This window comes from Motilibacter peucedani, assembly GCF_003634695.1.
Classification (GTDB): Bacteria; Actinomycetota; Actinomycetes; order Motilibacterales; family Motilibacteraceae; genus Motilibacter; species Motilibacter peucedani.
Map to the genome: position 1 here is coordinate 572,410 of NZ_RBWV01000010.1, position 13,355 is coordinate 585,764.

Below are 13,355 nucleotides of genomic sequence, written 5' to 3' on the forward strand. Positions count from 1 at the left end.
ACCGGAGCGCCGGCTGTGGACGGGGGCGAGGAGGGCCAGCACGGCTGGCCGATACTGGTGCGCGCCCACCCGCCCACGGTAGTCCGAGGAGGACCCCGCCCGATGAGCCGGATCCGCTGGCGCAAGGACGTCACGCCCGACGGCGTCGTCACCCACACCGACCCCTCCGGCCGCGTGGTCATCGAGAAGCACACCCACCACTACGGCCCCTGGCTGGTCAAGGACCTCGCGCTCGACGAGCGGGTGGGCGAGACCGAGGTGTCCGAGGCCCAGGCCAAGCGGCTGGCGGAGGACTACCTCGACCGGCCGCGCGCGGTGCCCGGGGCGCCGACGGCCGAGCCTGCGGCGACCGCATCCTCGGCATCACCGCCGGAGACGGCGGCTCCAGGGCACGCGGGCACCTCGGACCTCGCACCGGGCCTGCTCGCCGTGGCGCTCGAGCTGCGGGCCGTCGCCGCCCGCGTCGAGGCGCTGGCCAAGGCGCCGGGCGGGCACGGCGCGGGGACCGTCGCGAGCGTGGTGGCCGACGTCGCCGGAGTGCTGGCGGGCCCCGTGGCGCGGCTCGCTGCCGGACCGCGCCGGTAGTGCGTTGAATGACCATACGGTCTGCTGTATGGTCGAGCGCATGGGCATCTCCGTAGCCGTCACCGGCGCCAGCGGCTACGCAGGCGGTGAGCTGCTGCGCCTGCTGGCCGGGCACCCCGACTTCGAGGTGCGCCGCGTCACCGGCGCGAGCAGCGCCGGCACCCCGCTCGTGCAGAGCCAGCCGCACCTCGTGGGCTCGCCCGGCGCCAGCGCCCTCACCCTCGAGGCGACCGACCCGGCCCGGCTCGCCGAGGCCGACCTGGTCTTCCTCGCCCTGCCCCACGGGCAGTCGGCGGCCATCGCGGCCGAGCTCCCGGACTCGACGGTCGTCGTCGACCTCGGCGCCGACTTCCGACTCGCCGACCCGGACGCCTGGGCCTCCTACTACGGCGGCACCCACGCCGGGAGCTGGCCCTACGGCCTGCCCGAGCTGCCAGGCCAGCGGGCGGCGCTGCAGGGCGCCCGGAGGATCGCCGCCCCCGGCTGCTACCCCACCTCGGTGGCCCTGGGCCTCGCACCGCTGCTGGCGGCCGGCCTGGTCGAGCCCGACGACGTGGTGGTCGTCGCCGCGAGCGGCACGTCGGGCGCCGGCCGGGCGCCGAAGCAGAACCTCCTCGGCTCCGAGGTCATGGGCGCGGTGTCGGCCTACTCCGCCGGCGGCGTCCACCGGCACACCCCCGAGATGGAGCAGTCGCTCTCGGCGGCCGCCGGCACCCGCGTGACGCTCGGCTTCACCCCGCTGCTGGCGCCGATGGCGCGCGGCATCCTCGCCACGACGACCGCGCGGCTCCGGCCCGGCGCGACGGCCGCGCAGCTGCGGGCGGCGCTCGCCACCGCGTACGACTCCGAGCCGTTCGTGCACCTGCTGCCCGAGGGCTCGTGGCCCAGCACCGCCTCCACGCTGGGCTCGAACTCCGCGCACGTGCAGGTCGCCGCCGACGAGCACGTCGGCCGCGCGGTCGTCACCGTCGCCCTCGACAACCTGTGCAAGGGCGCTGCGGGTCAGGCCGTGCAGTGCGCCAACCTCGCCTTCGGGCTGCCGGAGACCACCGGCCTGAGCGCGCTGGGGGTCGCTCCGTGAGCGTCACCGCCGCAGCCGGCTTCCGCGCTTCCGGCGTCACCGCCGGGCTCAAGGCGAGCGGCAAGCCCGACGTCGCGCTGGTCGTCAACGACGGCCCGTCGTTCGCCGGCGCCGCCGTCTTCACGACCAACCGCTGCAAGGCCCACCCCGTGGTGTGGAGCGAGCAGGCCGCCGCCGACGGGCGCATCGACGCGGTCGTGCTGAACTCCGGCGGAGCCAACTGCTACACCGGCGCCGAGGGCTTCGCCACCGTCCACTTCACCGCCGAGCACGTCGCCGACCTGCTCGGCACCTCCGCCGGCGACGTGGTCGTCTGCTCGACCGGGCTCATCGGCGAGCACCTCGACCGGGCGAAGCTCAGCGCCGGCGTGTCCGCTGCCGTCACGGCCCTCGCGCCCGGCGGCGGCGACGCCGCAGCCACGGCGATCATGACCACCGACACCGTCTCGAAGCAGGCGGTCGCCGCGCGCGAGGGCTGGACCGTCGGCGGCATGGCCAAGGGCGCCGGCATGCTGGCGCCGGCCCTCGCCACGATGCTCGTCGTCGTGACGACCGACGCGCTGGTCGACGCCGAGGTCGCCGACCGCGCGCTGCGGCGCGCCACCAGCCGTACGTTCGACCGCATCGACTCCGACGGCTGCATGTCGACCAACGACACCGTGGTCCTGATGACCAGCGGGGCCTCCGGCGTCACGCCCGACGAGGCCGACTTCGCCGACGCCGTCGAGGAGGTCTGCCGTGGTCTCGCACGCCAGCTGCTCGCCGACGCCGAAGGCGCCAAGCACGACATCGCGATCGAGGTCGTGGGTGCGGCCAACGAGGCCGACGCCATCGAGGCGGGGCGCACGATCTCGCGCAGCAACCTGCTCAAGTGCGCCATCTTCGGCGAGGACCCCAACTGGGGGCGGGTCCTCGCCGCGCTCGGCACCACGTCCGCGGCCTTCGAGCCCGACCACGTCGACGTCTCCTTCAACGGGGTGAAGGTCTGCGCGGCGGGCGAGCCGGGGGAGTCGCGCGACCTCGTCGACCTCTCGGCCCGCGACGTGGTGATCCGGGTCGACCTGCACGCCGGCGAGGCCGAGGTGACCACGTGGACCAACGACCTGACGGTCGACTACGTCCACGAGAACAGCGCCTACTCGACATGAGCACACGCGACCGCGACCAGGCGCTGGCCAAGGCGCGCGTGCTCATCGAGGCGCTGCCGTGGCTCAAGGACTTCCGCGACAAGGTGGTCGTCATCAAGTTCGGCGGCAACGCCATGGTCGACGAGCAGCTCAAGCAGGCCTTCGCCGAGGACGTCGTCTTCCTGCGGCACGCCGGGCTCAAGCCCGTCGTCGTGCACGGCGGCGGCCCGCAGGTGACCGCGGCGCTCGACAAGCTGGGCATCGAGACGGTGTTCACCGGCGGCCTGCGGGTCACGACGCCGGAGGCCATGGACGTGGTGCGCATGGTGCTCGTCGGCCAGGTGCAGCGCGAGGTGGTCAGCCTCATCAACGGCCACGGCTCGTTCGCTGTCGGGCTCTCCGGCGAGGACGCGCGCCTGTTCACCGCCGAGCGGGTGCCGGCGGTGGTCGACGGGCAGCCGGTCGACATCGGCCAGGTCGGCGAGGTGACCGCGGTGCAGCCCGGCGTGGTCGAGAGCCTGCTGCGCGACGGGCTCATCCCCGTCGTCACCAGCGTCTCGGGCGGCGACGACGGACTGACCTACAACGTCAACGCCGACACGGCGGCTGCTGCGCTCGCGGTCGCGCTCGGCGCCGAGAAGCTCGTCGTCCTCACCGACGTCGAGGGCCTCTACGCCGACTGGCCGGCCACCGACGAGGTCGTCTCGTCGCTGCGGGCGGCCGAGCTCGAGGCCGTGCTGCCGACGCTCTCGAGCGGGATGATCCCCAAGATGACGGCGTGCCTGCGGGCAGTCCAGGGCGGCGTGCCGAAGGCCCACGTGCTCGACGGGCGGGTGCCGCACTCGGTCCTGCTCGAGATCTTCACCGACGAGGGAGTGGGCACGGAGGTGCTGCCATGACCGTTCAGACCAGCGGCGGAGCGACCAGCGGCGTCGAGCGGTGGAAGGCCGCGATGGTGCAGTCCTACTCGGCGCCCGCGCTGACGCTCGTCCGCGGCTCCGGCGCGGTCGTCACCGACGAGCACGGCCGCGACTACGTCGACCTCATCGGCGGCATCGCCACCAACGTCCTGGGCCACGCCCACCCCGCGGTCGTCGCGGCGGTCAGCGCGCAGATCAGCACGCTCGGGCACACCTCCAACCTCTACGCCAACGAGCCGTCGCTCGCCCTGGCCGAGCGGCTGCTCTCGCTGCTCGGCCGCGAGGGCCGGGTGTTCTTCTGCAACTCCGGCGCCGAGGCCAACGAGGCGGCGTTCAAGATCGCCCGCCGCACCGGGCGCACGAAGGTCGTCGCCGCCGAGAACGCCTTCCACGGACGTACGTTCGGCGCCCTCTCGCTCACCGGCCAGCCGGGCAAGCGGGAGCCGTTCGAGCCCCTGGTGCCGGGCGTGGTGCACGTCCCCTACGGCGACGAGGCGGCGCTGCACGCGGCTGTCGACGGCGACACCGCCGCCGTGGTCCTCGAGACCACGCTGGGCGAGGCCGGCGTGGTGCCTGCGCCGGAGGGCTACCTCGCGCTCGCCCGCCGCCTCTGCGACGCGACCGGCGCGCTGCTGGTGCTCGACGAGGTGCAGACCGGCATCGGGCGCACCGGCGCGTGGTTCCAGCACCAGAGCGTCGGGGTGCGCCCCGACGTCGTCACCCTGGCCAAGGGCCTCGGCGGCGGCCTGCCGCTCGGCGCCTGCATCGCCCTCGGCGAGGCGGCCTCGCTGCTGCAGCCCGGCCAGCACGGCAGCACCTTCGGCGGCAACCCGGTCAGCTGCGCGGCCGGCCTCGCCGTGCTCGACACCCTCACCTCCGACGACCTGCTCTCGCGGGCGAAGTCGCTGGGGGAGCGGATCTCCGCCGAGGTGCCGGCTCTCGGTCATCCCGGCATCGCCTCGGTGCGGGGGAGCGGGCTGCTGCTCGGCGTCGTGCTCACCTCGCCGGTGGCCGGGCGCGCGAACTCCGCGCTGCAGGAGGCCGGGTTCCTCGCCAACGCGCCGGCGCCCGACGTGCTGCGCCTCGCCCCGCCGCTCGTCATCACCGACGAGCAGGTCGACGCGGCGGTCGCCGCCCTGCCCGCGGCCCTGGACGCCGCGCTCGGAGAGGACTCCTGATGCCACGGCACTTCCTCCGCGACGACGACCTCGGCACCGCCGAGCAGCTGGAGGTGCTCGACCTCGCCGACCGGCTCAAGGCCGACCGCCTGGCCGAGCGGCCGCTCGAGGGCCCCAAGGCCGTCGCGGTCATCTTCGACAAGCCCTCGACCCGCACGCGGGTGTCGTTCTCCGTCGGCATCGCCGAGCTCGGCGGCTACCCGCTCGTCATCGACGCCGCCACCAGCCAGCTCGGTCGCGGCGAGCCGGTCGAGGACACCACCCGCGTGCTCGACCGGCAGGTGTCGGCCATCGTCTGGCGCACCTTCGGCCAGGAGCGCATCGAGGCGATGGCGGCGGTGTCGCGGGTGCCCGTGGTCAACGCGCTGACCGACGAGTTCCACCCGTGCCAGCTGCTGGCCGACCTGCAGACGGTCCGGGAGCGGCACGGTCGGCTCCAGGGCGTCACGCTGGCCTACTTCGGCGACGGGGCCAACAACATGGCCCACTCCTACCTGCTCGCCGGCGCGGTCGCGGGGATGCACGTGCGCATCGCCTCCCCCGAGGGCTACGACCCGTCGCCCGCGGTGCTCGCGAAGGCCCACGTGCTGGCGGTGCGCAGCGGCGGCTCGATCGCCCACGTACGCGACCCCCGCCACGCGGCCGACGGGGCCGACGTGCTCGCGACCGACACGTGGGTCTCGATGGGCCAGGAGGACGAGTACGCCGCGCGCTCGGCGCCGTTCGTCCCCTACGCCGTCACCGAGGAGCTGCTGCACGTCAGCGCTCTCGGCAGCATCGTGCTGCACTGCCTGCCGGCCTACCGCGACAAGGAGGTTGCGGCGAGCGTGCTCGACGGCCCCCGGAGCGCGGTCTGGGACGAGGCGGAGAACCGGCTGCACGCCCAGAAGGCGCTGCTGACCTGGCTGCTGGGGCAGCCGTGAGCGTCCCGCAGACCAAGGCGGCCCGGCACCGGCGCATCGTCGAGCTGCTCTCGCGCCACGACGTGCACTCGCAGCCCGAGCTGGCCCGGCTGCTCGCCGAGGACGGTCTGGTCGTCACGCAGGCGACGCTGTCGCGCGACCTCGACGAGCTCGGCGCGGTGAAGGTGCGCTCGGGCGGCGAGCTGGTCTACGCGGTGCCCTCCGAGGGCGGCGACCGCCGTCCCCGGCCGCCTGCCGACCGCGCCGTCCTCGACGCGCGGCTGCTGCGTACGCTCAACGACCTGCTCGTCTCGGCCGACGCGTCGGCCAACCTGGCGGTGCTGCGCACGCCGCCCGGCGGCGCCAACCTGCTGGCCTCGGCGATCGACAGCGCCGACCTGCCCGACGTGCTCGGCACGCTGGCGGGCGACGACACCGTCATCGTGGTCTCCCGCGGCGCGGCCGGCGGCGAGGCCGTCGCCGACCGGCTGCTGGCGCTGGCCGGCGAGGGCCGGCCGGACGCCGCCCGCAGCTTCGCCTGACCCGGGGCCGGCATCCCGACTACGACATCCTCATCCTGAGCACGACCCACCACGAAGGAGCTGGACCCCATGGCAGATCGCGTCGTCCTGGCCTACAGCGGAGGCCTCGACACCTCCGTGTGCATCGGCTGGATCGCCGAGCAGACCGGTGCCGAGGTGATCGCCGTGGCGGTCGACGTCGGCCAGGGTGGCGAGGACCTCGAGGTCATCCGCCAGCGCGCCCTCGACTGCGGCGCGGTCGAGGCCGAGGTCGCCGACGCCAGCGAGGAGTTCGCCGCCGACTTCTGCATGCCCGCGATCGCGGCGAACGCGCTCTACATGGACCGCTACCCGCTGGTCTCGGCGCTCTCGCGCCCGCTGATCGTCAAGCACCTCGTGGCCGCGGCGAAGAAGCACGGCGCCACCACGGTGGGCCACGGCTGCACCGGCAAGGGCAACGACCAGGTGCGCTTCGAGGTCGGCACCGCTGCCCTCGCGCCGGAGATGAAGGTCGTCGCGCCCGTCCGCGACATGGCGATGACCCGCGACAAGGCGATCGCCTTCGCCGAGGCCAAGGGCCTGCCGATCGACGTCAACAAGAAGTCGCCCTACTCGATCGACCAGAACGTCTGGGGCCGCGCCGTCGAGACGGGCTACCTCGAGGACATCTGGAACGCCCCGGGCGAGGACGTCTACAGCTACACGCAGGACCCCTCGGTGCCCCGCGAGGCCGACGAGCTCGTCATCACCTTCGAGGCCGGCGTCCCGGTGGCCTTCGACGGCCGTCGGGTCACGCCGCTGCAGGCGATCCAGGAGCTCAACACCCGCGCGGGCGCCCAGGGCGTCGGCCGGCTCGACATGGTCGAGGACCGGCTCGTGGGCATCAAGAGCCGCGAGGTCTACGAGGCGCCCGGCGCCATCGCGCTCATCACCGCCCACCAGGAGCTCGAGAACGTCACGGTCGAGCGCGACCTCGCCCGCTTCAAGCGCCAGGTCGACCAGCGCTGGGGCGAGCTGGTCTACGACGGGCTGTGGTTCTCGCCGCTGAAGAACGCGCTCGACACGTTCCTCGCCGAGGCCAACGCGCCGGTGTCCGGCGACGTCCGGCTCAAGATGCACGCCGGCCGCGCGTGGGTCACGGGCCGCCGCAGCGAGGGCTCGCTCTACTCGTTCGACCTCGCGACCTACGACGAGGGCGACACCTTCGACCAGTCGCTCGCCAAGGGCTTCGTCGAGCTCTGGGGCCTGCCCTCGCGCATCGCCTCGGCCCGCGACCAGCGGCTCGCCGGCGGCGCGCAGTGACCGAGCCGGCTCCGACCCAGCCTGCTCCCACCCGCCTGTGGGGCGGCCGCTTCTCCGGCGGCCCCTCCCAGGCACTGGCTGCGCTGTCGGTCTCGGTGCAGTTCGACTGGCGGCTCGCGCCCTACGACCTGCTGGCGTCCAAGGCGCACGCGCGGGTCCTGCACGGCGCCGGCCTCCTGACCGACGAGGAGCTCGAGCGCATGCTCGGCGCGCTCGACTCCCTCGCCGACGACGTACGCGCCGGCACCTTCCGCCCGACGCTCGAGGACGAGGACGTCCACACCGCGCTCGAGCGCGGGCTGCTCGAGCGGCTGGGTGCGCTGGGCGGCAAGCTGCGCGCCGGGCGCTCGCGCAACGACCAGGTGGCGACCGACCTGCGGCTCTACCTGCGCGACGCGGCCCGCCAGCTCGTGTCGCGCATCGCGGAGCTCGAGACCGCGCTCACCGGCCTCGCCACGACCTACTCGACCGTCCCGGCGCCGGGCATGACGCACCTCCAGCACGCGCAGCCGGTGCTCTTCGCCCACCAGCTGCTGGCGCACGTCCATCCGCTGGCTCGCGACGTCGACCGGCTCCAGGACTGGGACGAGAGGGCTGCGTGGTCTCCTCTGGGCGCCGGCGCACTGGCGGGGTCGTCCCTGCCGCTCGACCCCGAGGCGGTCGCCAAGGAGCTCGGCTTCGCCGGAGCCGTGCGCAACTCGATCGACGCGGTCAGCGACCGCGACTTCGTGGCGGAGTTCCTGTTCTGCACGGCCTTGCTGGGCGTGCACCTCTCGCGGCTGGGCGAGGAGGTCTGCCTCTGGGCGACCTCGGAGTTCGGCTGGGTGCGCCTCGACGACGCCTTCTCGACCGGCTCGTCGATCATGCCGCAGAAGAAGAACCCTGACATCGCCGAGCTCGCGCGCGGCAAGGCCGGCCGCTTCATCGGTCACCTGACCGGCGTGCTCACCATGCTCAAGGGCCTGCCGCTCGCCTACGACCGCGACATGCAGGAGGACAAGGAGCCCGTCTTCGACGCCGTCGAGCAGCTGCTCCTCCTGCTGCCGGCGCTCTCGGGGATGGTGTCGACCCTGACGGTCGACACGGAGAGGCTCGAACGGACCACGCCCACCGGGCACGCGCTGGCGACCGACGTCGCGGAGTGGCTCGTACGCCGTGGCACCGCCTTCCGCGACGCCCACGAGATCAGCGGCGCCTTCGTCGCCTGGTGCGACGCCCGCGGCCTCGAGCTGTGGGAGGTCGACGACGCGGACTTCGCCGCCATCGACCCGCGGCTGAGCCCCGAGGTGCGCGAGGTGCTCACGGTCTCGGGCGCGCTCGAGTCGCGGTCCGCGGTCGGGGGCACGTCGCCCGGCCGGGTCGCCGAGCAGCTGTCCGCGCTGGTCGCGCTGGCCCACGAGCACGCTGCGTGGGCGACGCGGCCGTGACGCCGTTCCCTCGGCGGGCGCTGAGCGCGCCCGCCGAGGAGGTGGCGCCGACGCTGCTCGGCGCCCTGCTCGTCTCCGACCTCGCCCCCGGCCGGGTCGTCGTGCGGCTCACGGAGGTCGAGGCGTACGCGGCGGAGGCCGACCCCGGTTCCCACGCCTTCCGCGGGAGCACGCCGCGCACCTCGGTGATGTTCGGGGAGGCCGGCCACCTCTACGTCTACTTCACCTACGGCATGCACTGGTGCGCCAACGTGGTGTGCGGTCCGGCGGGCACGGCGTCGGCGGTGCTGCTGCGTGCCGGTGAGGTCGTCGAGGGGGTCGAGACGGCGCGGGCGCGACGCACCACCGCGCGTACCGACGTCGAGCTGGCCCGCGGCCCGGCGCGGCTGTGCACCGCGCTCGGCATCGACGGCGCTCTCACCGGTGCGGACCTGTACGCCGCCGACGCACCCGTCCGCCTGCTGGCCGGCACTGCGGTGATCGACGTGTCGGTGGGCCCGCGCGTCGGGCTGCGCGCCGGAGCGGACACGCCCTGGCGCTTCTGGGCGACGGGGGAGCGCACCGTCAGCGCCTACAAGGCGCACGCCCCCAAGCGGCGTACGGGAGGATCGGGGGCATGAGCGCGATCCTCGACGACCTGCAGGCCCGGGGCCTGCTCGCCCTGACCACCGACCGCGAGGCGCTCGACGCCGCCTTCGACGCGGGGCCGGTGACCTTCTACGTCGGGTTCGACCCCACAGCGCCCAGCCTGCACATCGGCAACCTGGTCCAGATCCTCACCGCGCGCCGGCTCCAGGACGCCGGACACCGCCCGCTCGCGCTCGTGGGAGGGGCGACCGGGCTCATCGGCGACCCGAGCGGCAAGAGCGCCGAGCGCTCGCTGAACGAGCGCGAGGTCGTCGCGTCGTGGGTGGAGCGCATCCGCGGGCAGGTGTCGCGCTTCCTGACCTTCGAGGGGCCCGCTGCGGCGCAGATGGTCAACAACCTCGACTGGACCGCCTCGGTCTCGGCGATCGACTTCCTGCGCGACGTGGGCAAGCACTTCCCGGTCAACCGCATGCTCGACCGCGAGTCGGTCAGCGTGCGGCTGGCGGCCGGCGGTCTGTCCTACACCGAGTTCAGCTACCAGGTGCTGCAGGCCAACGACTACCTCGAGCTGCACCGGCGCCACGGCTGCACGCTGCAGTTCGGCGGCTCCGACCAGTGGGGCAACATCACCGCCGGGGTCGACCTCGTCCGGCGCGTGACGACCCACTCCGTCCACGCCCTGGCGACGCCGCTGGTGACCAAGGCCGACGGCACGAAGTTCGGCAAGACCGAGTCGGGGACGGTGTGGCTCGACCCGGAGCTCACCAGCCCGTACGCCTTCTACCAGTTCTGGCTCAACGCCGACGACGCCGACGTGGTGCGCTGGATGCCGGCCTTCTCGCTGCGTCCGCTCGAGGAGCTGGCAGCCCTGGCCGAGGTCGCCCGCGAGCGGCCCGCGGCGCGCGAGGCGCAGCGTGCGCTCGCCGAGGAGCTCACGACGCTCGTCCACGGGTCCGACGCCTGCGCGCGTGCCGTGGCCGCGAGCCGGGCGCTGTTCGGGCAGGGAGAGCTCGCCGGCCTCGACGCCGGCACGCTGTCGGCTGCGCTGGGGGAGCTGCCGCGCGCCACAGTGTCGCGACCGCTGCCCACGGTGGCGGAGGTACTGGTGGAGACGGGGCTGAGCGCCAGCCGTTCGGCGGCCCGCCGCGACATCACCGGGGGCGGGGCCTACGTCAACAACAGCAAGGTCGCCGACGCCGAGGCGACGCTGCAGGAGGCCGACGTTCTCGAAGGCGGGTGGGTGGTGCTGCGCCGCGGGAAGCGCTCCCTGGCGGCCGTGCAGGTGGTGTGAGGCCGACCGGGTGGTGTGGGTCCGGCCGGGTCGAGGTCGAGAGGACGGCCCCTCGCAGTCGGCCGCGGGGTCTGGTAGCGTTGCTCCTCGCCCCGACAGGGAGCCGGACGCTGAGCGGCCGGTCCGGGGGCTCAGGGGAGACACCGACCAGGTCGACGCGAGTTGACGGCGGCACGGAGCTCCGCTAAGGTGGAGAAGTTGCCCGCAAGCAGACATCGGACCCCGGTCCGGTGCGCTGGGCAGCGAGAGGCCGGAACGGCGGATTTGAAATCCGCTGGGAAAGCCGCTAAGTTCGAGACATCGCCGCAAGGGAAACGCCGAAAGGCGCGGAACTGGTGCGCGTTCGTTTCTTGAGAACTCAACAGCGTGTTTTTCGAGGATTTGCCATATGTTTTTTCCTCGTCATGTCTCGCGCTCTCTTCGGGGGGTGTGGGGTGGTGATGTGGTTTTTGTTGGTTGCCGCACGGTCTACGCGGGTCGTGTGGTGGCTGGCGTTTGCTCTGCTTCGAGAGTCCTAGTTTTCTAGGTTCTTTGTTGGAGAGTTTGATCCTGGCTCAGGACGAACGCTGGCGGCGTGCTTAACACATGCAAGTCGAGCGGTGAACCTGCTTCGGTGGGGGATCAGCGGCGAACGGGTGAGTAACACGTGAGCAACCTGCCTCTAGCTTCGGGATAACTCCGGGAAACCGGGGCTAATACCGGATATGACTTCTCGCCGCATGGTGGGGGGTGGAAAGATTTATCGGCTGGAGATGGGCTCGCGGCCTATCAGCTTGTTGGTGGGGTTGTGGCCTACCAAGGCGACGACGGGTAGCCGGCCTGAGAGGGTGACCGGCCACACTGGGACTGAGACACGGCCCAGACTCCTACGGGAGGCAGCAGTGGGGAATCTTGCGCAATGGGCGGAAGCCTGACGCAGCGACGCCGCGTGGGGGATGAAGGCCTTCGGGTTGTAAACCTCTTTCAGCGCCGAAGAAGCGAAAGTGACGGTAGGCGCAGAAGAAGCACCGGCTAACTACGTGCCAGCAGCCGCGGTAATACGTAGGGTGCAAGCGTTGTCCGGAATTATTGGGCGTAAAGAGCTCGTAGGTGGCGGGTCACGTCGGGTGTGAAAGCCCGGGGCTTAACCCCGGGTCTGCATTCGATACGGGCTTGCTAGGGTCCGGCAGGGGAGACTGGAATTCCTGGTGTAGCGGTGAAATGCGCAGATATCAGGAGGAACACCGGTGGCGAAGGCGGGTCTCTGGGCCGGTACCGACGCTGAGGAGCGAAAGCGTGGGGAGCGAACAGGATTAGATACCCTGGTAGTCCACGCCGTAAACGTTGGGCGCTAGGTGTGGGGAGCATTCCACGTTCTCTGTGCCGTAGCTAACGCATTAAGCGCCCCGCCTGGGGAGTACGGCCGCAAGGCTAAAACTCAAAGGAATTGACGGGGGCCCGCACAAGCGGCGGAGCATGTGGCTTAATTCGACGCAACGCGAAGAACCTTACCAAGGCTTGACATCCACGGAAAAGCCGCAGAGATGTGGTGTCCTTCGGGGTCGTGGACAGGTGGTGCATGGCTGTCGTCAGCTCGTGTCGTGAGATGTTGGGTTAAGTCCCGCAACGAGCGCAACCCTCGTCCCATGTTGCCAGCATTCAGTTGGGGACTCATGGGAGACTGCCGGGGTCAACTCGGAGGAAGGTGGGGATGACGTCAAGTCATCATGCCCCTTATGTCTTGGGCTGCACACATGCTACAATGGCCGGTACAAAGGGCTGCGATACCGTGAGGTGGAGCGAATCCCAAAAAGCCGGTCTCAGTTCGGATCGGGGTCTGCAACTCGACCCCGTGAAGTCGGAGTCGCTAGTAATCGCAGATCAGCAACGCTGCGGTGAATACGTTCCCGGGCCTTGTACACACCGCCCGTCACGTCACGAAAGTCGGTAACACCCGAAGCCGGTGGCCTAACCCGCAAGGGAGGGAGCTGTCGAAGGTGGGACTGGCGATTGGGACGAAGTCGTAACAAGGTAGCCGTACCGGAAGGTGCGGCTGGATCACCTCCTTTCTAAGGAGCACCTACCTCTTAGTCACGCTCACCGGTTGGTGAGGGTGGGGGGTCAGGAGCCACGCGCGGGCCGTACGTGTCCGTGGTGGTGCTCATGGGTGGAACGAGTCCTCGAAGTAGTCCTTCCCGGTGCCGGCTGTGTCTGGTGCGGGGGTGGGCGGCACGCTGTTGGGTCCTGAGGGAACGAGCGGCCTCTGTGGCCCTGCTTCGGCGGGGTGGTGGGGGTGCTGGTTTCTTCTGGCCGGTCCATCGGCTGCATCGCATACCGTCCTCGTCGTGGGGGTGGGTGGGTGTGTCGGGTTGGTGGGTGCCGGGTGGTGTTTGAGAACTGGATAGTGGTTGCGAGCGATTCATCTTTACTGTTTTTGTGGTGTGGTTTTCGTGG

The 13,355-nt window shown here is 71.7% G+C and carries 11 protein-coding genes and 1 rRNA gene; all 12 read left to right on the forward strand.

Annotated elements, in window-relative coordinates:
- Positions 1-102: 102 nt before the first annotated feature.
- The gene (locus tag CLV35_RS07540) at positions 103-585 is read left to right on the forward strand and encodes a hypothetical protein (RefSeq protein WP_183061879.1); all 483 of its coding nucleotides are present in this window, start codon (positions 103-105) and stop codon (positions 583-585) included.
- 40 nt (positions 586-625) lie between these two features.
- Positions 626-1,666, forward strand: coding sequence for an N-acetyl-gamma-glutamyl-phosphate reductase (gene argC, locus CLV35_RS07545; protein ID WP_121193008.1), 1,041 nt, complete (start codon positions 626-628; stop codon positions 1,664-1,666).
- Positions 1,663-2,814, forward strand: coding sequence for a bifunctional glutamate N-acetyltransferase/amino-acid acetyltransferase ArgJ (argJ, locus tag CLV35_RS07550; protein ID WP_121192824.1), 1,152 nt, complete (start codon positions 1,663-1,665; stop codon positions 2,812-2,814). Before argC ends, argJ begins: the two co-directional genes overlap by 4 nt.
- Positions 2,811-3,692 carry an acetylglutamate kinase gene (gene argB, locus CLV35_RS07555; protein WP_121192825.1) on the forward strand — a complete coding sequence of 294 codons (882 nt, stop codon included), beginning with the start codon at positions 2,811-2,813 and terminating at the stop codon, positions 3,690-3,692. The genes argJ and argB overlap by 4 nt, the downstream gene beginning before the upstream one ends.
- Positions 3,689-4,891 carry an acetylornithine transaminase gene (locus tag CLV35_RS07560; RefSeq protein ID WP_121192826.1) on the forward strand — a complete coding sequence of 401 codons (1,203 nt, stop codon included), beginning with the start codon at positions 3,689-3,691 and terminating at the stop codon, positions 4,889-4,891. The genes argB and CLV35_RS07560 overlap by 4 nt, the downstream gene beginning before the upstream one ends.
- Entirely contained in the window at positions 4,891-5,814 is a 924-nt protein-coding gene (gene argF / locus CLV35_RS07565) for an ornithine carbamoyltransferase (protein WP_121192827.1), read from the forward strand. The genes CLV35_RS07560 and argF overlap by 1 nt, the downstream gene beginning before the upstream one ends.
- Positions 5,811-6,335 (forward strand): arginine repressor, encoded by a 525-nt coding sequence (locus CLV35_RS07570; protein WP_231121582.1) that lies wholly within the window; start codon positions 5,811-5,813, stop codon positions 6,333-6,335. The genes argF and CLV35_RS07570 overlap by 4 nt, the downstream gene beginning before the upstream one ends.
- 69 nt (positions 6,336-6,404) lie before the next feature.
- Positions 6,405-7,616, forward strand: coding sequence for an argininosuccinate synthase (locus tag CLV35_RS07575; RefSeq protein ID WP_121192828.1), 1,212 nt, complete (start codon positions 6,405-6,407; stop codon positions 7,614-7,616).
- Positions 7,613-9,043 carry an argininosuccinate lyase gene (gene argH, locus CLV35_RS07580; protein WP_121192829.1) on the forward strand — a complete coding sequence of 477 codons (1,431 nt, stop codon included), beginning with the start codon at positions 7,613-7,615 and terminating at the stop codon, positions 9,041-9,043. The genes CLV35_RS07575 and argH overlap by 4 nt, the downstream gene beginning before the upstream one ends.
- A complete protein-coding gene (locus tag CLV35_RS07585; protein WP_121192830.1) occupies positions 9,025-9,663 on the forward strand; it encodes a DNA-3-methyladenine glycosylase in 639 nt (212 codons plus the stop codon). Before argH ends, CLV35_RS07585 begins: the two co-directional genes overlap by 19 nt.
- On the forward strand, positions 9,660-10,922 hold the full coding sequence (gene tyrS, locus CLV35_RS07590) for a tyrosine--tRNA ligase (protein ID WP_121192831.1): 1,263 nt from the start codon (positions 9,660-9,662) through the stop codon (positions 10,920-10,922). Before CLV35_RS07585 ends, tyrS begins: the two co-directional genes overlap by 4 nt.
- Before the next feature lie 531 nt (positions 10,923-11,453).
- Positions 11,454-12,970 (forward strand): 16S ribosomal RNA (locus CLV35_RS07595).
- The last annotated feature ends 385 nt before the right edge of the window (positions 12,971-13,355 follow it).